The following is a 22819-nucleotide window of genomic DNA, read 5'->3' on the forward strand; positions in this document are numbered from 1 at the left end:
GCAGCACAGCTCACGGGGCCAGACCGCGCCGCAGCAGGTTCCAGGCGCGGTCCGCGAGTTCCGGGCGGGCGGCGGCATCGGCGTGAGCGAGTAGCGAGGCGAGCATGGCCACGGCGAGCACGAGCTCGTCGGCGCTGAGATCGGCACGCCACGGGGTCGTGGTGCGGTCGGCGTCGAGTTTGGCCGCGAGCAAGGTGCGCAGGCGTTCGGCCAGGCCCGTGATTCTCGAGTCCGTCGTCGTGGGGTCGAGGTCGGCGACGACTGCCGTGACAGCGGTCAGTTCCTCGATGACTCGGTCGAGGACGTCCTCGAGGGTGATCTCCGGGTTCGCGGCGAAGGTTTCCAGGCCGGTGACGTTGTCCTCGAAGACGGCCAGCGTCAGGCTCTCCCGGTCGGGGAAGTGGCGGTAGAGGCTGCCCTGCCCGACGCCGGCGCGGCGGGCGACCAGGCTCAGCGGGGCGTGGAAGCCGATCTCGGTGAAGGTGTCCCGGGCGGCGGCGATGAGTGCCGCGCGATTGTCGGCGGCCGCTCCGGGGCCACGGTTCACTCGACGTCCTTCGCTCATGCGACTACCGTAGCAACCGGACAGTATTGTCCGGTTGGTTTGCGAAATTCGCGGTTCGAGGAGTTGAGATCGATTGAGTACTGACACGTTCGAGGGCAGAGTCGCCCTCGTGACCGGCGCCGGATCCGGGATCGGGCGGGCCATGGCCGTCGCCTTCGCCGCGGCGGGCGCGCGGGTGGTGGTCGCCGATATCGAGACCGCGCGAGCCAAGGAGACCGCCGACAGCATCGGGGCGGCCGCGCTCCCGGTGGCGGCCGACATTTCGGACGAGGCCTCGGTGGCGGAGCTGGTGCGCGCCGCGGACGACACGTTCGGCCGCATCGACGTACTGTGCAACAACGCCGGAATCATGGACACCATGGCGCGGCCGGTGGATACCTCGGTCGAGGTGTGGGATCGGGTACTGCGGGTCAACCTGACCGGAACCTTCCTGGTCACCAAGGCGGTGCTGCCGTTCATGCTGCGGCAGGGCGGCGGGTCGATCGTGAATACCGCGTCGGAGGCCGGAATTCGCGGCGGCGCGGCCGGAATCGCCTACACCGCGTCGAAACACGGCGTCGTGGGGATCACCAGGAATGTCGCATGGATGCACGCCAAGGACGGAATCCGCTGCAACGCAATCCTGCCCGGACCTACCATGACCGGAATCGGCGGCGATGCACCGAATTGGGACGCCGAAGGTCTCGCTGCGCTGCAACCGATCCTGGGCCTCAATCAGAGCATTGCGCAGCCCGAGCAGATGGCGGCGGTCGCGGTCTTCCTCGCGTCGGAGGCAGCGTCATTCGTCAACGGAGCGATCGTCCCCGTGGACGGCGGCTGGTCGGCGGGCTGAATCGGGCAGCCGACCATCTCACTGCGAATCACCCACGGCGGGAACGGTTTCCAGCCAGATATCCGGCGGCACCACCGAGATGGCCCGTCCATGGCCGTCCAAGACGCGGCCGAGCATCTTCTCGTGCCGCAGCGTGATCACGCGTTCGGAGACGGTGAGCTCGGGATGCATGGTGGCGAGCTCGTTTTCGAAGCGCGTCACCTCGGCCACCGAGTGCAGGTTGGCCTGCACCGCGAGATTGTGAGTGCCGCTGACGGCGGCGCAATTGCGGGTCTGCGGCAGCCTGATCAGCGCATAGCCGATCTCCGGTAGCGCGGCGGTCGGTGCGGTCGCCCAGAACGTGACGGCCACCGGCCAGCCGCCGAGCGGGCGCGCGAAGTCGCAGCGGAACGAGAGCACACCCAAGCGGGTGAGTTCGTCGATGCGGCGTTTGACGGTGGAGCCACTGATATCCAGTGCGGCGGCGAGGGTGCGATGAGCGGCTCGGCCGTCGTAGTAGAGCTGTTCGAACATGGCCCGGTCCAGGGCGGTGATGCGGCGACGGCCCACGTCCACGGGCGCGGCCGCGGCCAGGGTGCGCAGCCGGTCGCGCTGGCCGGGGGCGAGCGCGTCGATGCGCCAGCTGCCGCCCTCGGCGAACCAGTGCGTGACGATATGCGCGCGCACGGCGGTGATGTGCGGGACGGCCGGCAGCACGTCGAGGGTGTAGCGGGACATCTGGTCGAAGTCGCGGGTCGCTACGGTGGCGAGGATGCGGTTGCTGCCGCCCGCGCGTTCCAGGGTCAGCATGTGCGGATGGGCGGCGAGTGCGCGCACGACGGCGGCGGTTTCGCCTGCGGCGCAGTCGATATCGACGTAGGCGGCGCAGACGTGATCGAACAGTGCGGGCCCCGGGGAGACGCACACCCAGGCTTCTCCGCGCTGTTCCAGGCGCTGCCAGCGACGGGCGACGGTGACCGGGTCGACATCGAGGACGCGGCCGAGTTCGGTCCAGGAGGCGCGGGGGCGCAGTTGCAGCGCATTGATGAGGGCGAGGTCCTCCTCGCCGAGCATCCTGGCATCATCCTGCATGTGCATCTATCTCCGTGACAATATCCTGCGATCCGTCCGGTCTGGATGCCAAGTCTCGCACAATGAAGTGAGCGCCGACAGGGGCGCGACGAACGGAGGACGGTCATGGCATTCGGGGATTTCCAGAACGAGATCTATTTCCAGGGACTGCGCGGTGTGGTCCCGGCGTTCCCGGTGCACCACGCCGAGCTGGTCGAGCGGGCACAGGCGGCGATGCCGCCGTCGGTCTGGTCGTATGTCGCGGGCGGTGCGGGCGATGAGCGCACCCAGAACGCGAACCGGACCGCCTTCGATCACTGGGGTCTGGTGCCCCGCATGTTCGTGGGTGCCGCGCAGCGCGATCTGTCGGTGGATCTGTTCGGAATGACTTTGCCCGCACCAGTTTTCATGGCTCCGGTCGGCGTGATCGGCTTGTGCGCGCAGGACGGACACGGCGATCTCGCGACCGCGCGGGCCGCGGCGCGCACCGGTGTCCCGATGGTGGCCTCGACCCTGACGGTCGACCCCCTCGAAGACGTCGCCGCCGAATTCGGTGACACACCGGGCTTTTTCCAGCTCTACACCCCCACCGACCGCGACCTGGCCGCCAGCCTGGTCGCCCGCGCCGAGAAGGCCGGCTTCAAGGGCATAGTCGTCACCCTCGACACCTGGGTCACGGGCTGGCGCCCCCGCGACCTCGCCACCGCCAACTTCCCCCAGCTCCGCGGCCACTGCCTCGCCAACTACTTCACCGACCCGGTCTTCCGCGCGAGCCTCGCGAAGTCGCCCGAAGAGGACCCCCAGTCGGCGATCCTGCGCTGGATCCAGGTCTTCGGCAACCCCCTCACCTGGGCCGACCTTCCCTGGCTCCGCTCCCTCACCAAGCTCCCCCTGATCGTGAAGGGCATCGGCCACCCCGACGACGCCCGCCGCGCCCGCGACGCCGGCGTGGACGGCATCTACTGCTCCAATCACGGTGGCCGCCAAGCCAACGGCGGCCTCCCCGCCCTGGACATGCTCCCCGACGTAGTAGCCGCCGCCGAAGGCCTCCCCGTCCTCTTCGACTCCGGCATCCGCACCGGCGCCGACATCATCAAGGCCCTCGCCCTCGGCGCCACCGCGGTAGGCATCGGCCGCCCCTACGCCTACGGCTGCGCCCTCGGCGCCACGGACGGCATCGTCCACGTCCTCCGCACCCTCCTCGCCGAAGCCGACCTCATCATGGCCGTAGACGGCTACCCCACCCTGAAAGACCTGACCCCCGAGTCTCTCCGCCGCGTCTCGGCCTGACCCACCCCGCGTTCACCTCCCCTCCCGCTCCGGGAGTGGGAGGATCGATCGCATGACTCAGGTCGCCTTACTCACGCGAATCAAAGTCCAACCAGGCAAAACCGAAGCCTTCCTAGCCGCCTTCCAAGAAGTCTTCACCCAAGCCGAAAAAGAGCCCGGCACACTCCTTTACGTCCTCAACCGCTCCACCGACGACCCCACGCTCTTCTGGGTAACCGAGCTCTACGCCAGCGAAGAAGCCCTAGCCACCCACCGCACCAGCGAAGCCATGGACGCCGCCCGAACCGCCTTCCCGACCTCCTCGCGGAATCGGAATACCTTATCGGCGCACCCCTCTCCGCCAAAGGCATTCCGTCCTAGAAAATAGGTTGCAGCGCCCCGACCATTCCTGCGAATGTTATTTCACCGCAAGCTCGACGGGGCAGCGGGAATGGAATGCCATAGCGGTGTGGCGCAGTCAGGAAGCGCGGTGGGCTCATAACCCACAGGTCGTCGGTTCGAATCCGACCACCGCCACGGTGATCGAAGCCGAAGCGGACGAGGCACCGGATCGTGATTCCGGAGAAAGCGGGTTCGAGCCCCGCCGATCACCCTATTGGCTTGTAGCTCAACGGCAGAGCAGCGCCCTGTTAAGGCGTCGGTTCCAGGTTCGAATCCTGGCAGGCCAGCAAGATAATGCGACTCGGAAATTATTCCTTGGCCATTCAGGGCTTGTCGAGCAGTCCTGACAGTAAGGCGCGGATTCCGGGGGTGGGGTTGAAATTTGGGTCTGGCCAGGTTATTTGGTGGAGGATGGCGCCGTCTGTGTGGTCCAGGAGGATGTTGCAGTGGATTGTGGGGTCTGGTGAGCCGAGGGTTTGGAGCCAGGGGGTTATCCAGGTGGTGATGGTTTGGCGGGCGGCCGTCAGGGGGGCTCGGAGGTCTGGGTGGGTGGCGGCCTCCAGGAAGAGGGCGTAGCGGGCTGTGGTGCGGCTGCGGCCTGGACCGAGGGCGTGGCGGATTACGCCGGCCATCATGTCGGCGAGGGCGTCGGGGGTGTTCGGCTGGAGGATGCCGCCTACGGCTTGCCAGTCGCGTTCGTCCAGTTCTACGAGGTGGGTGACTATGCCCAGCAGTAGGGCGTTTCGGTTGCGGAAGGAGTTGGAGGCGCTGCCGGCGGGGACCTCGGCGGCCTTGTCCACTGCTTGGAAGGTCAGGCCGCGTAGGCCTTCGGTGGCCATGACCTCGATGGCCGCGTCCAGGACCTGCTCGCGCCTGCGGGACATTCCGCCTCCTTCACTACATCTCTAGTGCATTTAACTACGTTCATAGTGTTAGCATGACCGGCGTGTAGCGGCGTCAGCCGCCACCCGTCCAGGAGTCTTCATGTCTGTGTCATCCGTTGCCAGTCTGCCGAGGGGGCATAAGACGATGCTCCTTGCCCATCGCGCTATGGTGCGCGACCTCGATCGAGTCGAGCGCACCGCCCGGGAGTTGGCGGGGGCGCCGGATGCGGTGCGGGCCGGTGCACTCAGTCGTTATGTGGACAAGCTCGGGATTGTGATCCATCACCATCATGAAGGTGAGGACGAGTTCTTCTGGCCGCGTTTGCAGGACGCGGGCGCGGATCGGGAGGCCCTGGAAGTACTGGCCGCTGAACATGCCGAGTTGGCGGAGGTGCTCGCAGCCTGGCGGGCGGCCGGTGCGCGGCCCGTCGCCGATGCCGCGGCCGCAACCCAGTTGGCCGACCTCAGTGCTGCTGTCCGCGACCATCTTTCCGGACATACAGCCGACGAGGAGCGGGAACTGCTCGGCCGACTCGCGCCGTCGCTCGATGAGCGGCTGTGGAAGAAGTTCGAAACCCATATGGCCAGAACGGCTCCGCTCTGGACGTTACGATTCATGCCCGCCTGGCTGCTCTCCGTCGCGAACCCGGATGAGCAGGGCGGTGTTCCGATTCCCTTGCTGGCCAGGCTGTTCAGCAGCCGGCTGGAACGCACCCAGCGCGCCGCCTTCGGCGACAACTACTGACCACTGGTGATCACTCGGCGATTCGCGCCGGGTCGAGGAGATTGGTGTCGTGGCGTCGAGGGGAGGCCACGACACCAATTTCAGCCGAGGAAGGCGACGAGGGCCAGCAGTAGGGCGGTGAGGCGGGCGTAATCGCGTTGATTGGCGGGCCCTGCGCGAGGCCGGGGTCATTCGTCAACGGCGCGACGGTCGCAAGTTCTACCTCACGCTCCGCCGCGCCGATCTCGATGCGCGCTTCCCCGGCCTGCTCGATCTGGCCTTCGCCGAAGCGATTCGGCTACGGGACGCGTGACGCCACGGGCTCGTCGGCCGGTGCGGCACGGCGACCCAGCGCCGAATGCGTTCGGCCGTAAGCGAAGTAGACGACCGCGCCCAGCACCATCCAGATGAGGAACCGCAGCCACGTCTCCAGCGACAGATTGAGCATCAGCCAGAAGCAGGCCAGCGCGGCCAGGATCGGGACGAAGGGCACCAGCGGGACCCGGAAACCCCGCTTCAGGTCGGGGCGGGTGCGGCGCAGGATCGGAACGCCGATGGACACCAGGACGAAGGCGACCAAGGTACCGATGTTGACCATCTCTTCCAAGGTGCCGAAGTCGACGAACGCGGCGAGAACCGCGCAGATCGAGCCGACGATGATCGTCAGGCGGACGGGGGTGCCGTTCTTGCCGGTGTGGGCCAGGCCGCGGGGCAGCAATCCGTCTCGGGACATGGCGAACAGCACACGGGTCTGGCCGAGGAACATGACCATGACCACCGTCGAGAGCCCCGCCAGCGCACCGATGGAGATGATGTTCTTCACCCAGGTGGCGCCGTGGATGGCGAAAGCGGTTGCCAGGGTGGCGTTTCCGCCCTGGAGGTCCTTGTAGGAGACCATGCCGGTCAGCACCAGCGAGACCGCCACGTACAGCACCGTCACGATGGCCAGCGACCCGAAGATGCCGCGCGGAACATCGCGCTGCGGGTTACGAGTCTCCTCGGCAGTGGTTGCCACCACGTCGAATCCGACGAAGGCGAAGAACACCAGGCTCGCCGCCGACAGTAGGCCGAACCAGCCGAAGCTGGTGCCGCCGGACCCGGTGAGCCACGCGAACAGCGACTGATGCACGCCATCGGCCTTGGCCGACGGCTGCGACGGCGGAATGTACGGCGAGAGATTGGAGGCCTTGAAGTAGGTGATACCCACGATCAATACGAGAGCGATCACGATCAGTTTGATGGCGACCGCGATGGCCGACACCCGCGACGACAGTTTCGTCCCCGTCGCCAGCACCGTCCCGACGATCGCGATGATCAGCACCGCGCCCCAGTCGAATTGAATCGACCCGATATGCGCTATCGGCGTCAAGGTGCCGCCCAATACCTCACCGAGGTATTGCGACCACCCCTTGGCCACCACCGATACCGCCAACGCGAATTCCAGGATGAGATCCCAGCCGATGATCCAGGCGATGAGCTCACCGAAGGTGGCGTACGCGAACGTGTACGCGCTGCCCGCGACCGGCACGGTCGAGGCGAACTCGGCGTAACAGAGCGCGGTCAGCCCACAGGCGATCGCCGCGAAGACGAAGGCCAGCGAAACCGCCGGGCCGGCAACCGTTCCCGCGGTACGCGCGGTGAGGGTGAAGATGCCGGCGCCGATCACGACCGCGACACCGAATATGGTGAGATCTCTGGCTGTCAGATCCTTACGTAGCTTGGAATCCGGTTCATCGGTGTCCCGGATGGACTGTTCAACGGACTTGGTGCGGAACAAACCGCTCGTGATCGCCACTCTGGCCTCTCCTTTGAAACTCCGGCGGCGCGATCAGATGGATCGGGGAATGGCGTCGAGACGCCGTTCCGCGAACCGGTTCGCCGCCGCGCCGGTTCCGATACCTTCGGCCTTCGCCGCCGTGATGATGTCGCGGCAGCGGTCGAAGATGCCCCTCACGTCACCCTCGACCGTTGCCCTGTCCGCGCCCTGCAGTTCACCGGCGACCTGAATCAGGCCACCGGCATTGGCGACGAAGTCCGGTACCCACGTGATCCCGCGTTCGGTGAGCGCCTGCTCCACCGCGGGATTCGCGAGCTGATTGTTGGCCGCACCGCAGACGAGCTTGGCCTCGATGGCCTCGGCGCTGGATGCGGTGAGCGTGCCGCCGAGGGCGCAGGGCGCGTACACGTCGACGGGCGCGGTGGCGACCGAGCCGAGCAGCCGCACGCCCGGGGTCTCCTGCGAAATCCGCTGCAGGGCAGCCTCGTTCACATCGGTGGCGCACACCTCGGCGCCGTCGGCGAGCAGCAGTGAGATGAGCGCCCGGCCCACCTTGCCGACACCCTCGACACCGACCGTGCGGCCCGCCAGCGAGGCTGTGCCCCACACGGATTCGGCGCCCGCGCGCATGGCGTTGAACACGCCGAGCGCGGTCAGCCCGGCACTGTCGCCGGATCCGCCGGCCACGGCGCTGCGGCCGGTCACATGCGAGGTGTAGCGGCCGATCGCATCCAGGTCGTCGGTGTTGGTGCCCACGTCACCGGCGGTGATGTACCGCCCGCCCAGGGTCTCCACGAACCGCGCGTAGGAGGCGAACAGCTCCTCGCTCTTGTCGTGGGCCGGATCGCCGATGATAACGGCCTTGCCGCCGCCCAGATCGACGCCGGCGGCCGCCGACTTGTAGGTCATGCCCCACGACAGCCGCAGCACATCGTCGAGCGCCTGGGATTCGCTGGCGTACGGGTACATTCGGGTGCCGCCCAGGGCGGGGCCCAGCACGGTCGAATGGATGGCGATGATCGCCTTCAGCCCGGTCTTGTCGTCCTCGCAGAACACCACCTGCTCATGGCCTCGCCGGCTCAGCTCGTGCGAGCGGCCGAAAACTCCTGCCTCGGTGTGCATTGCGGTCACGGTGGATTCCTTCCTGGACGCCGCGGGTCGCGGCGGGGTGCGGTGCCGCTTGTGGCGGCGGGGGGCCGTCGCATGGTTGCGATGGGTCGGGCGCCGCGCGGTGGCGGCAGGTTCGGATGCCGCGCGACAAGGCACGGCATGCGCTTGCTCAGCGCGGCAAGGTTTTCCGGCGAGAGCGGGCACGCGCCCCGGCAAGCGCGTGCCGGCGGTCAGCAGTCGATGCCGAGCTCCCGCAGGCGCGACCGGTACAGCTCGACATTGCCGAGCTTGACGCCCTCGTAGCCGCGGACCAGATCGGTCAGCCCGGCGGCCTCGAGCGCAATATCGTAGTTCTCGGCGTTCAGTTCACGGGCGAGCCGCAGCACCATCTCGGTGTACTGGACCAGCAGCGCCCGCTCGACCTTGCGCACGTGCGCGTAGCCGAACAGATCCAGCTTGGTACCGCGCAACACCTTGCCCTTGGCGAGCACCTTCAGCGCCACATGCGATTTCGGTCCGAGGCCGATCTTCTTCTTACGGCCGAGGGCACGCAGGATCGGCGGGTGCAGCTTGTAGGTGAGCTGCTCGCCACCGGGCACCTGGGATTCGATCTGCGACAGGAAGGCCGGGTCGACGAGCAGGCGGGCGACCTCGTACTCGTCCTTGTAGGCGGTGAACTTGTAGAGCCCGCGCGCCACCGCGGCACTGAACTCCGTCCGGTCGGTGACGGCACGCTCGGCAGCCCACACGGCTCGCACCGAATCGACGTACCGCCGAGCGATTTTCACGCTCTGGAAGGCGATCAGCTCACCGGCACGCAGCTCGACGAGCCGGCGCGTCTCATCATCGAAGCCGGTGCCCGCCAGCAGGTCCGCGGGCACGACAACCCGATCACGCTGCGGCTGCGTCGATCCCACGGCCGCCTCGAACGCGGCCGGATCCGCGAAGGCCACCCGCCCCCAGCGGAAGGCCGCGATATTCGCGGTGACCGCGACACCGTTGATCCCGATGGCCTCTTCGATCGCGGCCGCGGGCAGTCGCAATCCCCCGGCCTGGAAGGCCGCGCCGACGACCAGGAAGTTGGCGGCCGCGGTATTCCCGAACAGCGCCTGCGCCGCCGCGAGCGCGTCGAAGTGGGTCAGCGTGCGCGAGACCGCCGCGAGCCGATCCAGCAGCGACTGCGTCTCCGGATACGCAACGGACTTGTCGTACACCATGTCCCCGGTCGGGGTCTGGCTGGTGGATGCGACCGCGATCGTGCTCGCCGGGCTCCCGTAGGGCAGATTCTTGGTGTCCGTGGCGGTGAGCAGGTCGATGGCGATGACGCAGTCGGCACTGCCCGGGGTGAGCCGGTTGGAGGGCTCCAGCTCGGTGGTGGAGAACCGCAGATGCGAAAGCACCGGCCCGGCCTTCTGACTCAAACCGATCTGATCGAGGCTCTCGACCGAGTATCCGGCCCGCAGCGCCGCGGTGGCCAGCACCTGGTTGACGGTGACGATGCCCGTACCGCCGATCCCGGCGAGCAGCACATTCTGCGTACCTCGCGGCGCGGCGAGACCCGGATCGGCCACCGCAGGCGGCTCGGCAGTCTGACGCGCCTTGCGGGATCCCTTGGCCTGCTTCGCATCCGGCAGCTCCACCGTCACGAACGACGGGCAGTCGCCGTCCAGGCAGCTGTAATCGGTATTGCAGGAGGTCTGATCGATGCGGGTCTTGCGCCCGAATTCGGTGTCCACCGGCTGCACGGACAGGCAGTTGGATTTCACGCCGCAATCGCCGCAGCCCTCGCAGACGGCTTCATTGATCACCACGCGGGTATTGCGGGTGGGCAGGGTCCCCCGCTTGCGCTGGCGGCGAGCGTCGGCGGCGCAGTGCTGGTCGTAGATGAGGACGGTGACGCCGGGAACCTCCCGCAACGCCCGCTGGGCTTCGTCGAGCCGGTCGCGATGCCACAGCAGCGTGCCCTTGGCGAGCGCTTTCTTGTTGTGCCGCTTGGGTTCATCAGCGCAGATGATGATCTGCTTGACGCCCTCGGTGGTGAGCTTGTGCGTCAGTTCCGCGACCCCGAGCCCGCCCTCCACATCCTGCGCGCCTGTCATGGCGACGACCTCGTTGTAGAGCAGCTTGTAGGTGATGTTCACCCCGGCCGCGACACACGCCTGCACCGCCAGCTGCCCGGAGTGGAAGAAGGTCCCGTCGCCGATGTTCTGGAACAGGTGCGGCACATCGGTGAACGGCGCCTGCCCGATCCACTGACTGCCCTCACCGCCCATCTGGGTCAGCCCGGTCACCGCGGAATCCGCGCGCCCGGACATGGTCACCAGCGTGTGGCAGCCGATACCGCCGCCGCCGATCGAACCTTCCGGGATGGCGGTGGAGCGGTTGTGCGGGCAGCCACTGCAGAAGTAGGCGGTGCGCGTGGCGGACAGCACTTCCAGCGAAAGCGGCGGCGGCGGAGCCTTTTTCAGCTCGACATGATCCCGCAGCACCCGGCGCAGGGGCCCGAGTAGTCGGCCCGCGGTGAGCTCGCCGCCGAGCGGGAACAGGGGCGCTCCATTGGCATCATGCTTGCCGAGCAGTTGTGGCGTATCGGCGGTCCCGTACAGGATCTCGCGGATCTGCGTCTCGATGAACGCGGTCTTGTCCTCCACCACGATCACCTGCTCGAGCCCGTGGGCGAACTCGGTGATCGCCTGCGGCCCCACCGGATACGGCATGCCGATGCGCAGCAACCGAATCCCGGCGCGATGCATCACGGTGTCGTCGACGCCGAGGTCGAGCAGCGCCTGCCGGACCGCGTCGAAGGTGGTGCCGGTGGCCGCGATCCCGATCTTCGCCGCGGCGGGATTCACCTCGAGCACATCGAGGCCGTTGGCCGCACCGTAGGCGCGCACGGTCGCCCAGCGCGGCCCGTACAGATCGGCCTCGGCGAGCAGGCTGTCCGCCGGCGCCGCCATGGGCCGCTGCCGGTAGACGAAAGGCTTGCCCTCCCATTCGATCTCGGGCACGGTGATGCCGAGTTCCGAAATCGAGGCGTCCACGGTCCAGGCCCCATCGGCCACATCCGCGACGATCTTCATCGCCACCACGCAACCGGAGGCCCGCGACAGCGCGACGCCCTGCATGCCCATGGTGATGATCTCTTCGGCATTGCGCGGGAACAGGACCGGAATCCCCATGGCGGCCAGGGATCGTTCGCTGACCGCGGGCACCGTCGACGATTTCGAGGCGGGATCGTCACCGACCAGCAGCAGCACCCCGCCGCGCGGGTTGACCCCGTACATATTGGCGTGCCGCAGCGCATCGGTGGCCCGGTCGACGCCGGGTCCCTTCCCGTACCAGACCCCGACGACCCCGTCATGGGTCGACTTGCCGGCCGGCAGATCCGCCTGACTACCCCACACCGAGGTGGCGGCGAGTTCTTCGTTCATCCCCGGCACGAACACGATGTCGTGTTCGGCCAGCACGCTCGGCATGCCGAGCAGCATCTTGTCGACCCCGCCGAGCGGGCTGCCCTGATAACCGGAAACAAAAGTCGCGACACGGCGACCCGCACGAATATCGCGCACATGCTGCTCGACCATCATCCGGGCGATGGCCTGGACACCGGTGAGCAGGACCGGCCCCGCACCCGCGCGATAGCGGTCGGCGAGGTCATAGGGCGTGGCTGTCGCCGACGGTTGTAGGTCGGACGGGCAGGCAACGCTGGTCATGAAGAGTCACCACACTTTCCACCAGCCCAGGTCGTGAGCTGCAGACGAAGTAGCAATCGGTGCAGCGAAATCTGCCGTGGTGTGTGATCTGTGTCAACCGAGGCGCGAAAAGTTGATCAGACTGATCAAAAGTGACCTGGCGCACTGTGACCTACGCAGCAGTCTGCTCGAGGCCGCGCCGTCAAGGCCCCGTTAAGACCGGTCAGTAGCTTTCGTCAGATGTTCGACGAGCGGCAGCGACCGATACTCGATCGGCGTCGCCATCGCCAGCATGGTCTCGGTATGCCGCACCCCGCCGATGGAATGCACCTGCTGGATGATCCCCAGCAGATCCTGCTGCGATTGCGCCGCGATCCGGACCAGCAGATCCGCCCGCCCCGTCGTCGCATGCACTTCCAGCACATTCGGGAACGACTGCAACGCCTCGATGATGTCGTCCATCTTGTTCTGATCGGTCTCGATCCCTACGAACGCGTGCACCACGAACCCCAGCGCCTGCAGATTCACATTCGGCGGATACCCCCGCACCGCCCCCGAAGCCTCCAGCCGCTTCATCCGCGCCTGCACCGTGTTTCGTGCGATATTCAACCGCTGCGCCAAGTCCAGAATCGGCGCGCGCGGGTCGGACGCCAGCTCCGCCAACAGCGCGGAATCCAATGCGTCGATCTTGATGGTCATGACGCATTTTCCCACAGCGCATCCGGCCGGCCGCGCGGCCCGAACCGCGCGGCCGGACTCGGCGTATCGGCTAGGCGCCCAGCCCCAGACTCTTCACGGCCGTCGTGATGAAGGTGCTGACGACCTCCGGACGCTCAAGTTGCACGAGGTGTCCGGCGGACGGCACCTCGATGACCTGACGCAGGTCGACGACATTGGCGCGCAGGGTGGCGAGGGGGTCGCGGCCGCTGAAACCTTCCATGTCCGGGTCGTTTTCGCCGTAGAGGAAGAAGGTGGGGACCTCCACCTTGGCGTCGGCGTAGGCGGCGGTGAGTTCCCAGTTGCGGTCGAGGTTGCGGTACCAGTTGAGGCCGCCGGTGAAGCCGGTGCGTTCGAAATCCTGTGCCAGGGTGTCGAAGTCGGCCTCGGTGAGCCACGGCCAGGGCAAGGCGGGAGCCTGCGGGAGGGCTTCGAGGTAGCCGATGCCGGGCGGATTCTTCCAGGTGTCGAGGTAGTGGTAGTCGCCGGAGAGCGAGTAGTAGACGCGGGCCAGGAATTCCCTTGGGCGAGCCGCCAATTCGGCATCGGCGACGCCGGGTTCCTGGAAGTACGAGAGGTGCAGGAAGTGACGTTCGGCAGCCTTGGTCCAGAAGGCGGACGGCGCCCGCGGGGGCCGGGGGGCGAACGGGTTGTTCAGGACCACCACGCCGGCCACCCGCTCGGGGTGACGCAGGGACAGTTCCCAGACGAGTTGTGCGCCGAAATCGAGGCCGACGAACACTGCCTTGGATTCGCCGATGTCGTCCAGCAGGGCGAGCAGATCGCCGATGACGGCCTCGTTGGTGTACGCCTCGACATTCTCCGGAACGTCCGTGCGTCCGTATCCGCGCAGATCGGGGGCCAGGGCGCGGTAGCCGGCGGCGGCCACGGCCGCAACCTGCTTGTGCCAGACGTACCAGGTGTGCGGGAACCCGTGGCAGAAGATGACCGGACGGCCCTCCCCCTGCTCGGCGACGTGCATCCGGATGTCCCCGGTATCCAGCGTCCGATGGGTCAGTTCCACTACCGCCTCCATTTTCTAGAACACGTTCCTATTTCAAGGTAGTGTCCAGAGGTCGTGAGCGAAATACCCAAGATTCTCGCCGGACAGGTCGCGGTGGTGACCGGAGCCAGCCGCGGCATCGGTAAGGGCATCGCCCTGGAGCTGGGCGCGGCGGGCGCAACCGTGTACGTCACCGGGCGCACCGTCACGCCCGGACACCTGCCGGGCACGGTCGCCGGCACCGCCGCCGAGATCGACGCCCTCGGCGGTACCGGGATCGCGGTGGTCTGCGATCACCACGACGACGCCGCGGTGGAACAGCTCTTCGCGCGGGTGCGCGCGGACCACGGCCGCCTCGACGTCCTCGTCAACAATGTCTACAACTCCCCCGCCGCCGCGCGCTGGCTCGGCCGCAAATTCTGGGAGGTGCCGGCCAAGGCGTGGGACGAGACCTTCGATATCGGCGTCCGATCCCACTATGTGGCAAGCGTATTCGCGGCCCCGCTGCTCATCGAGTCGGGCGGGCTGATCGTCAATATCTCCTCGCCGGGCGCGCAGCGGTACATGCACAATGCCGTCTACGGCGCCGGCAAGACGGCCGTGGACCGCCTCACCGCCGACTTCGCCCACGACCTCGCCGATACCGAGGTCACGGCGGTCTCACTGTGGCCCGGCATCGTGGATACCGAACTGCTGCAACTGGTTCCGGCCGACGATCAGGGCCGCCGCCTGGTCACGCTGCCCGGCGAAGGCACCTTCGACCTGGCCGCCGCCGAGACCCCGCGCTTCCCCGGCCGCGCCGTGGCGGCCCTCGCCGCCGACCCGAAACGCCGCACCCGCACCGGCAAGTCGTGGAAGGTCGCCGACCTCGCCGAGGAATACGGCTTCACCGACCTGGACGGCCGCATCCCGCGCGCCGACTGACCCGAAACCAAAGACGTTCCCGCACAAGAGGAGTACAAGAAGATATGCGACGCGTTTTCGTCGTGGGTGTGAACATGACGCCGTTCGTGAAGATCGGTTCCCGCGAATGGACCTATCCGGAGATGGTCGGCGAGGCCGTGCACGGGGCGCTCGGCGATGCGGGCATCACCTACGACCAGGTGCAGCGCGCCGCCGTCGGCTACGTCTTCCAGCCGTCGGCCGCCGGGCAGCGCGCCCTCTACGATGTGGGCCTCACCGGCATTCCGATCGTGAACGTCAACAACAACTGCGCCACCGGATCGACCGCGCTCATGCTCGCGCGCGAATGGGTCGGCGCGGGCATCGTGGACATCGCCCTCGCAGTCGGCTTCGAGCAGATGACCAAGGAAGCCATGGCCGGGCCCGCCACCAAACCCAAGGTCACCACCGTCGACGCGCACCTGAAGGTCAACCGCGAGCACTTCGACTTCACCGCCGCACCGATCACCACCCAGTTCTTCGGCAATGCCGCCATCGAGCACATGAAGCGCTACGGCACCACGCCCGAGCAGCTCGCGGCCGTCGCGGTGAAGAACCACCGGCATTCGACCCGGAACCCGTTGGCGCAGTTCCAGGATGCCTACACCCTGGACCAGGTGCTCACCGACAAGCCGGTGCACGGGCCGCTCACCCGCTCGCAGTGCTCCCCCATGTCCGACGGCGCGGCCGCCGCGGTCGTGGTGAGCGAGGAGTACGTGAAGGCGCACGGCCTCGAGGCACAGGCCATCGAAATCGTGGCGCAGGAACTCGCCACCGATGACGGCAATGCCTTCTCCACCGGCTCCATGATCGATGTCGTGGGCGCGCCCATGACCCGCGCCGCCGCCGGAAAGGTGTTCGCCACCGCCGGAATCGGCGTCGCCGACGTGGATGTCATCGAGCTGCACGACTGCTTCTCCATCAGTGAACTCATCACCTACGAGGCCCTGGGCCTGTGCGGTGAAGGCGAATCCGGCGCGCTGGTGGAGTCGGGCGCGACCACCTACGGCGGCAGCTGGGTGGTGAACCCCTCCGGCGGCCTCATCTCCAAGGGCCACCCCCTCGGCGCCACCGGCCTGGCCCAGTGCGCCGAATTGAACTGGCAGTTGCGCGGACTCGCAGGCGAACGACAGGTGCCGGGCGCGCGTACCGCGCTGGCGCACAATCTGGGTCTCGGTGGCGCGGTGGTCGTCACCCTCTACGCGGCCCACACGGCATGATCACCGGAACCGACCGGACGGAGTGAGAAACACATGACGACAATCGATCCCGAGACCCGGCTGCGGCTTCCCGTGCACAATGGCCACGCGCTCATCGCGGGGCTGAAGCGGCACAGGAACCGGCCGGTGCTCACCCTCGGCGACCATATCCTCACCGGCGGTGAGGTATTGGCGGGCGTCAGCCGCTACATCCAGGCCTTCGCCGAACACGGCGTCAGCACCGGGACCCCGGTCGGCGTGCTCGCGCTGAACCGGCCGGAGGTGCTGTTCACCATCGCGGCGGGCCAGATCGTGGGCTCGCGCCGCACCGCCCTGCACCCCATCGGCGGTCTCGACGATCACGCGTATGTGCTTGCCGACGCGGGCATTTCGACGCTGATCCTGGATCCGGTGCCCGCCTTCGTGCAGCGCGCCCGCGATCTGGTGGATCGCGTGCCGGGACTCACCAAGGTACTGGTCCTGGGCCCGGTACCGGACGCGCTCGCCGATGTGGGCATCGACCTGCTCGCGGCCGCCGACAAGTTCGAGCCGCAGCCGGTCGAGGCCGTCGAACTGCTGCCCGACGATGTCATCTCCATCAGCTACACCGGCGGCACCACCGGTAAGCCCAAGGGCGTCATCGGCACCGCGGTCACCATGAACACCATGACGCAGATCCAGCTCTCGGAATGGGAGTGGCCCAAGCACCCCAAATTCCTGATCTGCACACCGCTCTCGCATGCGGGCGCGGCGTTCTTCCTGCCCGTCGTGCTGCTCGGCGGGCAGTGCGTGGTGCTGCCGCGTTTCGAGGCCGGTGAAGTGCTGCGCGCCATCGAGGAACACAAGATCAGCGCCACCATGCTGGTGCCGTCCATGCTGTACGCGCTGCTGGACCACCCGGATTCGAAGACGCGGGATCTGTCCTCGCTGGAGACGGTGTACTACGGCGCCTCGGCCATCGATCCGAATCGCCTGCAGGAGGCCATCGATCGCTTCGGGCCCATCTTCGCCCAGTACTTCGGGCAGTCCGAGGCGCCCATGGCCATCAGCTATCTGGGTAAGGATGAGCACGACAAGGAGCGGCTCACCTCCTGCGGCCGGCCCTCCACCGCCGTCCGGGTCGCACTGCTCGACGACAAGGACGAGCAGGTGGCGCAGGGCGAGGTCGGCGAAATCTGCGTCTCCGGACCGCTGCTCGCCGCCGGCTACCTGAATCTGCCCGAGGTCACGGCCGATACGTTCAAGAACGGCTGGCTGCGCACCGGCGACCTGGCCCGCCAGGACGAGGACGGGTTCCTCTACATCGTCGGCCGCAGCAAGGACATGGTGGTCACCGGCGGTTTCAACGTCTTCCCGCGCGAGGTGGAAGATGTTGTCTCCGAACACCCGAAGGTGCTCAATGTCGCGGTCGTCGGTGTCCCCGACCCGCATTGGGGCGAGGCCGTCACCGCGGTCCTGGTCCTGGAGGCCGGTACCGCTGCCGATCCGGCCGCGATCGAGGTGGTGACCGCCGAGATCCAGGAGGCGGTCAAGCAGAAGAAGGGTTCCGTCCAGGCCCCCAAACACGTCCTGGTCATCGAGGAACTCCCCCTCACCGGGCTGGGCAAGCCCGATAAGAAGGCGATCCGCGTCATCGCCCAGGAACGCCTGGGTCTCGCGTAATCACGGCTGATCGGCGGGCGGCGGTGTGAGGCGCAGGCTTCGCACCAGCCGCGCGCCGCGGCGGACGCTCTCCGCGCTCGCCTCGATCACCGCGCGAGTCACGAAGTGCCCCAGCGCCGTCGCCACGAAGACGGCCGCGATCAGGACCGGCGCCCACTCCCAGGTGAGGGCGAGCATCATGCGATCGAACGCGCCCTTGGGCTGCACCACCGGCTCCCAGCTGTTGAGGCGCACCCAGCGGCCGAGGAAAACGCCTACGGCACAGGCCAGATGGACGATCAGCGTCACCGGCGTGCGCCACGCGCCCAGCCCCCGGGCCTCCAGGAAACGCCCCATCTCGGCGAGCACGATGTAGTAGGCCACGAACCCCGAGATGATGAACGCCGCATACACGGGTAGCACGGTCGTCACCACCGGACCGTTGCCGACCGCTTTGATGTCGGCGCTCAGATGCACGAGATCGGTCACCACATAGGGCGCGTTCGGCAGGAACAACACCAGCAATACCGCGGTCGCCCACCAGCGCAACGAGGTCGGTAGTCGCTGGCCTGACACCCGCCGCGACCGGAACACGAGTAGCGCGAGCGCCACCGGTACCCAGGCCAATACGGTGTTCCAGGCCATCCAGAGCAGATTACGGTTCACGACCCCCGCGAGGCTCGGCGCAACCGTCTTCACCAAGTCCATTCGTTCATGATGCGGTTTGCGAGCCGCGCGGACACTGGTGTTGGCACTACCGGCACACAATCCGCACAAATCGGGCCGATCGGGCCGCGTCCCCACACAGCTTTGTCGACACGTAGCGTGACTGACTACCCGGACCACGGATACCCGCACACGGCCGACGAGGCCAAGGAGTTCCTGGCGGACCTGACCTTCGACGACGACGCCCCCGACCCGGACCTGCCCGGCCCGGACACCCCGGTCACGGTCCTGCGCACGGTCCGCCTCCCCTTCGCCATGGATCAGCGCATCCGCGAGGAGGCCGAGCAACGCGGCGTCAGCATGTCCGACCTCATCCGCGACTTCCTCGTCATCGAACTCGCCATGCTGGACGACGACGCACCCATCAGCCGCGCCGACGCCCGCCGCGCCCTCACGGCCGCGCTGGCGAATCTGCATCCCCTGCACCATCGCCCGGCCTAGCCGCCGCGGAATCCACACGCGCCCAGCACAAGTCGCCCGGGCGTCGCTACTGCGGCGCCCGGGCGTGAAGACCGTGTTCGGCTAGGAGAACTTGATCTCGAGGCCGATGCCCAGGATCGAGATCAACCAGATGAGGCCGATGAAGATCGTGATGCGGTCGAGGTTCTTCTCGACGACGGTGGAGCCCGACAGGCTCGACTGCACGCCACCACCGAAAAGGCTGGACAGACCTCCGCCCTTGGCGCGGTGCAGCAGCACCAAGAGCACCAGCAGCACGCTGGTGATTATCAGGAGGATATCCAGGAACATCCGCATGCCGGACATCCTATGCGGACGTCCTGCACGTAAGCGAATCAGCCCTGGTCGCACTCCCGTTTACAGCGTTCACGGACCCACCCGGCCACTTCGGGCTGCGTCGAAACAGGAAACTGGTTGGCGACTGGAAACCAGTTGATGGTACTTTCCACTGATGAGAGAGCAACAGTCTCCGGAACAGGCGCTGGACATCGCCGCCGCTGCCACTCGCGACGCGAACCAGGCCGCCGCAGTGCCCGGCTGGGCACCGGTCGCGGCCGGTGTGTCCGCCGGACTCGGTGACGTGCTATTTGTCACGGTGCTCGACGACGGCGCGAACAACCCGCACACCTGGATCGAGGCAATCGCTGGAATCGCCTTGGCCCTCGCGTATGTCGCACTGGTGCGGTGGATGCGCCTGACCCAGCTCGCACGCGGCGTCCTCCCTACCCCGGTGCCGCAGTGGAAACTACAGGCCGTACCGATCGTGGTGCTGGTGGCGGTACCGATGCTCGGCCTCGCGGTCGCGGGCCTGGACGTCTGGCGACGGATCCTGACCGGCGTCATCCTGGGCGGATGGGTCTGGTACGTGATGGCACGACCGCAGATCGCGGCGCGGATGACGCGACTTTGGACACCGCCGTGGAAGCGCTGAACGAGCTGTTCGCTTCGCTGCCGCGGCTGAAACTCGTGGCGTTCCTCGATGGTTGCGGTGAGGCCGAATTCCTGGTCGTCACCGAACTCTGCGAGTTGAACAAATCCACGCTCTCCAAAGCGATGAGCCTGCTGGAGGACGCCGGATACCTCACGGTCGCCAAGGGCTACGTGGGTCGCAAACCGCGAACCTGGCTGGCATTGACCCCCGAGGGGCGCAAGGCGTACCACGGTCACCTCGCTGCCCTCACCGCCCTCACGCACAAGGCACGCTCGAATTCCGGTGATGCGAAGGGCTAGCGTGGGATCCATGAGCGACAGTCGAAATGAGTTGACGCAGCATCCTTTTCGGTTCGCAGTTGGAATTCTGGGCGGGAAATCGCGCGCCGAGTGGCAGGACAAGGCGCGGCAGGCGGAAGATCTGGGCTTCGACATCGTGCATGTCGCGGACCACCTGGGCATGAATTCACCGTTTCCCACGCTGGTCACGATGGCGGAGGCCACCGATCGCGTGCACGTGGGGACGATGGTGCTGAACGCGGCGTTCTATCGCCCGGCGCTGCTGGCGCGGGATGTCGCCAGCGTGGACCAGCTCACCGACGGCCGGTTCGAACTCGGACTCGGTGCGGGACCCGATTTCGCGAAACCCGAGTTCGAGGCGATGGGCCTGCCGTTCCCGAGCGCACGGCAGCGCATCGACCACTTGCGCGACACCCTCGGCGAGCTCCGGGCCCTGTTCGCCAACGACCATGAGCCCGCGGTCAACCGGCGGATTCCGGTGCTGGTGGCCGGGCAGGGCGACCGCATCGTGCGGATCGCGGCCACCAACGCCGATACCGTCATGCTGGCCGGCGTACCCATCGACGCGAATATCGACTCCGACGACGCCGGGACGGCCGCGCTCGGGCGTCGCGTCGACTACGTCCGGGAGGCCGCCGGTGATCGCTTCGCCGATCTCGCGGTCGGATTGACCGTGCAAGGTCTGGACGTCACCGGTCGCAGTGATGCCGATCTGGCCCTCGCTCGCCGGTTCAACCCGAACCTCACCGAGGCGCAGCTGCGTCATCTGCCGGGCGTACTGCACGGGACCGCGCGCGATATCGCCGATACCCTCCGCCACTACCGCGACGAATACTCCGTCACCTATTACGCCATCGGTGAGGATCGAATGCCGGCCCTCGCGAAGGTGATCGAAGAGCTGCGCTGAACCCGCGCCCGGCCGGCTAGCGGCGGCGCACGCGGGTCACGTCGGGCGGGCCCACGGCGATCAGGTGCCGGGTCGGGCCCTCGCCGATGGTGAACTCGGAGACACGTTGTTCCGCGAGTTCATCATTGGCGGTGAGGCGGACCTGGTGCTGGTGCATGTGCTCTTCCCAGGAGCGGACCACGAAGGCTTCCACATAGCGGTCCTCGTGGCCCACATCGCGGAACAGCCGCCATTCCATGGCGCCGGTGCGCTGGCGGGAGCGGCCCACGCGGGCCATGGCCTCGATGAATTCCCCGGCGTTCTCTTCGGGGACCCGGTAATTGGCGAGGACCAGGACCGGGCCGTCCTCGGGGGCGGGTTCGAAGACCAGTACCGGTTCCGGCCAGTGCGCGCTGGGCGTGGTGTCGATGGAGGAGACGCGGACGGGCCACCAGAGGACGCTCAGGGCGCAGATTCCGAGCATTGCGGCGGCGATCAGCAGGGTGTCGACGCTGCCGATCGAGCCGGCGATCAGACCCCACACCAGCGAGCCGATGGCCTGGCCGCCCATGAACACGAGTTGGTACACCGACAGTCCGCGGGCGCGTACCCAACCGGGCAGCAGCAGCTGCATGATCGAGTTCATGGTGGACATCGAAGCCATCCACCCGAAGCCGCCGATCACCAGAAGTGCGAGCACCGCAAGGATATTCGGCACCACGGCCGCACCGAGGGTGGCGAGCCCGAATCCGACGGCGCTGGCCGCGAGCAGGCGGGACGGACCGAATCGGTGACGCAACCGCCCTACCTGCGTCGCACCCAGCACCGCACCCACGCCGAGCGCACCCAGCAGCAGACCGTATCCGGAGGACGACATGTTCAGCCGGCTGTGCGCGATCACCGGCAGCAGCGCCCACAGCGCGCTACCCGGCGCGACGAAGAGCAAGCAGCGCAACAGGACTCGCCGTATCGCGGGCGCGGCGTGAATGAATCGCAGCCCGGCTTGCAGGGCCGCGATCGGCCGCTCGGTGGGCAGTTCCAGATCGGCTGCGGGCCGCCGCCACCGCAACAACACCACCAGAATGCCCACGAAGGAAACGGCATTGAGCGCGAACACCGTCGTCGGCCCGGTCACCGCCACCAGCGCGCCCGCCAGCGCCGGCCCCACCGCACGCCCGACATTCATCCCCATACTGCTCAGGGCGGCAGCCGCGGGAATCTGACTGCGCGGCACCAGATCCGGCTGAATCGCCTGCCATGCGGGCCCGGTCAGCGCCTGCCCGCAGCCGAGCAGGAACAGCACGAGCAGCAGCGCACCGGGCGTGGTGTGCCCGGTTGCGGTGAGCACGGCCAATAGTGCGGCGAGCACCGCCATACTGGTCTGCGCGCCGATGAGCAAGCGCCGCCGATCCATCAGATCTGCGAGCACCCCCGACGGCACCGACAGCAGCATGACCGGCAACGTCGTCGCCGTCTGCACCAGCGAAACCAGCGTCGCCGCATTCGGCTGCTCGACGAGAATCCACTGCGCCCCGACCGTCTGCATCCAGGTGCCGAGATTCGACACCAACTGCGCGATCCACAGCGCCCGGAAGATATTGGACGCGAGCGGCGCCCACGCCGACCCGGCCGTCTCCGTTCGCGTGACAGTCACCGGCCCAGCATATTCGCAGCAATGAATCCCGGGCCGATCGCCGCATTCCGGACATCC

At 67.4% G+C, this 22819-nt stretch carries 22 protein-coding genes and 3 tRNA genes; 14 read left to right on the forward strand and 11 right to left on the reverse strand.

The window, feature by feature from the left end; all coding sequences use genetic code 11:
* Positions 1 to 10: 10 nt before the first annotated feature.
* Positions 11 to 565 (reverse strand): helix-turn-helix domain-containing protein, encoded by a 555-nt coding sequence (locus tag ACIP5Y_RS29295; RefSeq protein ID WP_400354874.1) that lies wholly within the window; start codon positions 563 to 565, stop codon positions 11 to 13.
* Between the two features lie 73 nt (positions 566 to 638).
* On the opposite strand from ACIP5Y_RS29295, the gene ACIP5Y_RS29300 reads away from it, so the two are divergent.
* Positions 639 to 1397 carry an SDR family NAD(P)-dependent oxidoreductase gene (locus tag ACIP5Y_RS29300; RefSeq protein ID WP_400354876.1) on the forward strand — a complete coding sequence of 253 codons (759 nt, stop codon included), beginning with the start codon at positions 639 to 641 and terminating at the stop codon, positions 1395 to 1397.
* An 18-nt stretch (positions 1398 to 1415) separates the two neighbouring features.
* Here the strand turns inward: ACIP5Y_RS29300 and ACIP5Y_RS29305 are convergent, their stop codons facing one another.
* Positions 1416 to 2474 (reverse strand): Lrp/AsnC family transcriptional regulator, encoded by a 1059-nt coding sequence (locus tag ACIP5Y_RS29305; RefSeq protein WP_400354877.1) that lies wholly within the window; start codon positions 2472 to 2474, stop codon positions 1416 to 1418.
* Between the two features lie 99 nt (positions 2475 to 2573).
* On the opposite strand from ACIP5Y_RS29305, the gene ACIP5Y_RS29310 reads away from it, so the two are divergent.
* From ACIP5Y_RS29310 to ACIP5Y_RS29330, 5 genes are all read left to right on the forward strand, one after another.
* Positions 2574 to 3737, forward strand: coding sequence for an alpha-hydroxy-acid oxidizing protein (locus ACIP5Y_RS29310; RefSeq protein WP_400354879.1), 1164 nt, complete (start codon positions 2574 to 2576; stop codon positions 3735 to 3737).
* A gap of 52 nt (positions 3738 to 3789) precedes the next feature.
* Positions 3790 to 4104: a putative quinol monooxygenase gene (locus ACIP5Y_RS29315; RefSeq protein WP_400354881.1), complete on the forward strand. Its 315-nt coding sequence runs from the start codon at positions 3790 to 3792 to the stop codon at positions 4102 to 4104.
* Between the two features lie 75 nt (positions 4105 to 4179).
* A tRNA-Met gene (locus tag ACIP5Y_RS29320) sits at positions 4180 to 4253 on the forward strand.
* A gap of 2 nt (positions 4254 to 4255) precedes the next feature.
* Positions 4256 to 4329, forward strand: a tRNA-His gene (locus tag ACIP5Y_RS29325).
* A gap of 4 nt (positions 4330 to 4333) precedes the next feature.
* A tRNA-Asn gene (locus ACIP5Y_RS29330) sits at positions 4334 to 4405 on the forward strand.
* 36 nt (positions 4406 to 4441) lie between these two features.
* Here ACIP5Y_RS29330 and ACIP5Y_RS29335 read toward each other — a convergent pair.
* Positions 4442 to 5002, reverse strand: a complete 561-nt coding sequence (locus ACIP5Y_RS29335; protein WP_400354883.1) for a TetR/AcrR family transcriptional regulator — start codon at positions 5000 to 5002, stop codon at positions 4442 to 4444.
* Positions 5003 to 5147: 145 nt separating this feature from the next.
* On the opposite strand from ACIP5Y_RS29335, the gene ACIP5Y_RS29340 reads away from it, so the two are divergent.
* Positions 5148 to 5747, forward strand: a complete 600-nt coding sequence (locus tag ACIP5Y_RS29340; protein ID WP_400354885.1) for a hemerythrin domain-containing protein — start codon at positions 5148 to 5150, stop codon at positions 5745 to 5747.
* A 277-nt stretch (positions 5748 to 6024) separates the two neighbouring features.
* On the opposite strand, the gene ACIP5Y_RS29345 is transcribed toward ACIP5Y_RS29340, so the two are convergent.
* From ACIP5Y_RS29345 to ACIP5Y_RS29365, 5 genes are all read right to left on the reverse strand, one after another.
* Complete coding sequence (locus ACIP5Y_RS29345; RefSeq protein ID WP_400354887.1) at positions 6025 to 7521, reverse strand: amino acid permease; 1497 nt, start codon at positions 7519 to 7521, stop codon at positions 6025 to 6027.
* Positions 7522 to 7554: 33 nt separating this feature from the next.
* Positions 7555 to 8625 (reverse strand): Glu/Leu/Phe/Val dehydrogenase, encoded by a 1071-nt coding sequence (locus ACIP5Y_RS29350; RefSeq protein ID WP_400355852.1) that lies wholly within the window; start codon positions 8623 to 8625, stop codon positions 7555 to 7557.
* A 218-nt stretch (positions 8626 to 8843) separates the two neighbouring features.
* Positions 8844 to 12326 (reverse strand): indolepyruvate ferredoxin oxidoreductase family protein, encoded by a 3483-nt coding sequence (locus tag ACIP5Y_RS29355; protein ID WP_400354888.1) that lies wholly within the window; start codon positions 12324 to 12326, stop codon positions 8844 to 8846.
* A gap of 192 nt (positions 12327 to 12518) precedes the next feature.
* Positions 12519 to 13004 carry an Lrp/AsnC family transcriptional regulator gene (locus ACIP5Y_RS29360; RefSeq protein ID WP_397001728.1) on the reverse strand — a complete coding sequence of 162 codons (486 nt, stop codon included), beginning with the start codon at positions 13002 to 13004 and terminating at the stop codon, positions 12519 to 12521.
* A gap of 70 nt (positions 13005 to 13074) precedes the next feature.
* The gene (locus tag ACIP5Y_RS29365; protein ID WP_400354889.1) at positions 13075 to 14046 is read right to left on the reverse strand and encodes an alpha/beta fold hydrolase; all 972 of its coding nucleotides are present in this window, start codon (positions 14044 to 14046) and stop codon (positions 13075 to 13077) included.
* A 54-nt stretch (positions 14047 to 14100) separates the two neighbouring features.
* Between ACIP5Y_RS29365 and ACIP5Y_RS29370 the strand changes: the two genes are divergently transcribed.
* The 3 genes from ACIP5Y_RS29370 to fadD8 are packed head-to-tail and all read left to right on the forward strand — an operon-like array spanning position 14101 to position 17828.
* Entirely contained in the window at positions 14101 to 14949 is an 849-nt protein-coding gene (locus tag ACIP5Y_RS29370) for an SDR family NAD(P)-dependent oxidoreductase (protein ID WP_400354891.1), read from the forward strand.
* Positions 14950 to 14993: 44 nt separating this feature from the next.
* On the forward strand, positions 14994 to 16187 hold the full coding sequence (locus ACIP5Y_RS29375; RefSeq protein ID WP_400354893.1) for a thiolase C-terminal domain-containing protein: 1194 nt from the start codon (positions 14994 to 14996) through the stop codon (positions 16185 to 16187).
* Between the two features lie 33 nt (positions 16188 to 16220).
* A complete protein-coding gene (gene fadD8 / locus ACIP5Y_RS29380) occupies positions 16221 to 17828 on the forward strand; it encodes a fatty-acid--CoA ligase FadD8 (RefSeq protein ID WP_400354895.1) in 1608 nt (535 codons plus the stop codon).
* Here the strand turns inward: fadD8 and ACIP5Y_RS29385 are convergent, their stop codons facing one another.
* The gene (locus tag ACIP5Y_RS29385) at positions 17829 to 18515 is read right to left on the reverse strand and encodes a DUF1361 domain-containing protein (RefSeq protein ID WP_400354897.1); all 687 of its coding nucleotides are present in this window, start codon (positions 18513 to 18515) and stop codon (positions 17829 to 17831) included.
* 117 nt (positions 18516 to 18632) lie between these two features.
* On the opposite strand from ACIP5Y_RS29385, the gene ACIP5Y_RS29390 reads away from it, so the two are divergent.
* On the forward strand, positions 18633 to 18974 hold the full coding sequence (locus ACIP5Y_RS29390) for a ribbon-helix-helix protein, CopG family (RefSeq protein ID WP_400354899.1): 342 nt from the start codon (positions 18633 to 18635) through the stop codon (positions 18972 to 18974).
* An 81-nt stretch (positions 18975 to 19055) separates the two neighbouring features.
* On the opposite strand, the gene secG is transcribed toward ACIP5Y_RS29390, so the two are convergent.
* Positions 19056 to 19289 (reverse strand): preprotein translocase subunit SecG, encoded by a 234-nt coding sequence (gene secG / locus ACIP5Y_RS29395; protein ID WP_397001712.1) that lies wholly within the window; start codon positions 19287 to 19289, stop codon positions 19056 to 19058.
* Between the two features lie 154 nt (positions 19290 to 19443).
* On the opposite strand from secG, the gene ACIP5Y_RS29400 reads away from it, so the two are divergent.
* The 3 genes from ACIP5Y_RS29400 to ACIP5Y_RS29410 are packed head-to-tail and all read left to right on the forward strand — an operon-like array spanning position 19444 to position 21129.
* Entirely contained in the window at positions 19444 to 19923 is a 480-nt protein-coding gene (locus ACIP5Y_RS29400; RefSeq protein ID WP_400354901.1) for a hypothetical protein, read from the forward strand.
* A complete protein-coding gene (locus ACIP5Y_RS29405) occupies positions 19911 to 20222 on the forward strand; it encodes a transcriptional regulator (RefSeq protein ID WP_400354902.1) in 312 nt (103 codons plus the stop codon). Before ACIP5Y_RS29400 ends, ACIP5Y_RS29405 begins: the two co-directional genes overlap by 13 nt.
* A gap of 10 nt (positions 20223 to 20232) precedes the next feature.
* A complete protein-coding gene (locus ACIP5Y_RS29410) occupies positions 20233 to 21129 on the forward strand; it encodes a TIGR03621 family F420-dependent LLM class oxidoreductase (RefSeq protein ID WP_400354904.1) in 897 nt (298 codons plus the stop codon).
* Positions 21130 to 21145: 16 nt separating this feature from the next.
* On the opposite strand, the gene ACIP5Y_RS29415 is transcribed toward ACIP5Y_RS29410, so the two are convergent.
* Positions 21146 to 22762: an MFS transporter gene (locus ACIP5Y_RS29415; RefSeq protein ID WP_400354905.1), complete on the reverse strand. Its 1617-nt coding sequence runs from the start codon at positions 22760 to 22762 to the stop codon at positions 21146 to 21148.
* Positions 22763 to 22819: the final 57 nt, after the last annotated feature.

It is taken from the genome of Nocardia sp. NPDC088792 (assembly GCF_044750615.1).
In the GTDB taxonomy this organism is placed as follows: Bacteria; Actinomycetota; Actinomycetes; order Mycobacteriales; family Mycobacteriaceae; genus Nocardia.

What these genes read in the sequence shown, in the direction of transcription:
- secG (WP_397001712.1), bottom strand. Translation starts at nt 19,289, where the DNA reads ATGCGGATGTTCCTGGATATCCTCCTGATAATCACCAGCGTGCTGCTG.
- ACIP5Y_RS29310 (WP_400354879.1), top strand. Translation starts at nt 2,574, where the DNA reads ATGGCATTCGGGGATTTCCAGAACGAGATCTATTTCCAGGGACTGCGC.
- ACIP5Y_RS29410 (WP_400354904.1), top strand. Translation starts at nt 20,233, where the DNA reads ATGAGCGACAGTCGAAATGAGTTGACGCAGCATCCTTTTCGGTTCGCA.
- ACIP5Y_RS29350 (WP_400355852.1), bottom strand. Translation starts at nt 8,625, where the DNA reads ATGCACACCGAGGCAGGAGTTTTCGGCCGCTCGCACGAGCTGAGCCGG.
- ACIP5Y_RS29355 (WP_400354888.1), bottom strand. Translation starts at nt 12,326, where the DNA reads ATGACCAGCGTTGCCTGCCCGTCCGACCTACAACCGTCGGCGACAGCC.
- ACIP5Y_RS29360 (WP_397001728.1), bottom strand. Translation starts at nt 13,004, where the DNA reads ATGACCATCAAGATCGACGCATTGGATTCCGCGCTGTTGGCGGAGCTG.
- fadD8 (WP_400354895.1), top strand. Translation starts at nt 16,221, where the DNA reads ATGACGACAATCGATCCCGAGACCCGGCTGCGGCTTCCCGTGCACAAT.
- ACIP5Y_RS29375 (WP_400354893.1), top strand. Translation starts at nt 14,994, where the DNA reads ATGCGACGCGTTTTCGTCGTGGGTGTGAACATGACGCCGTTCGTGAAG.
- ACIP5Y_RS29385 (WP_400354897.1), bottom strand. Translation starts at nt 18,515, where the DNA reads ATGGACTTGGTGAAGACGGTTGCGCCGAGCCTCGCGGGGGTCGTGAAC.
- ACIP5Y_RS29315 (WP_400354881.1), top strand. Translation starts at nt 3,790, where the DNA reads ATGACTCAGGTCGCCTTACTCACGCGAATCAAAGTCCAACCAGGCAAA.
- ACIP5Y_RS29305 (WP_400354877.1), bottom strand. Translation starts at nt 2,474, where the DNA reads ATGCACATGCAGGATGATGCCAGGATGCTCGGCGAGGAGGACCTCGCC.
- ACIP5Y_RS29335 (WP_400354883.1), bottom strand. Translation starts at nt 5,002, where the DNA reads ATGTCCCGCAGGCGCGAGCAGGTCCTGGACGCGGCCATCGAGGTCATG.
- ACIP5Y_RS29340 (WP_400354885.1), top strand. Translation starts at nt 5,148, where the DNA reads ATGCTCCTTGCCCATCGCGCTATGGTGCGCGACCTCGATCGAGTCGAG.
- ACIP5Y_RS29400 (WP_400354901.1), top strand. Translation starts at nt 19,444, where the DNA reads ATGAGAGAGCAACAGTCTCCGGAACAGGCGCTGGACATCGCCGCCGCT.
- ACIP5Y_RS29295 (WP_400354874.1), bottom strand. Translation starts at nt 565, where the DNA reads ATGAGCGAAGGACGTCGAGTGAACCGTGGCCCCGGAGCGGCCGCCGAC.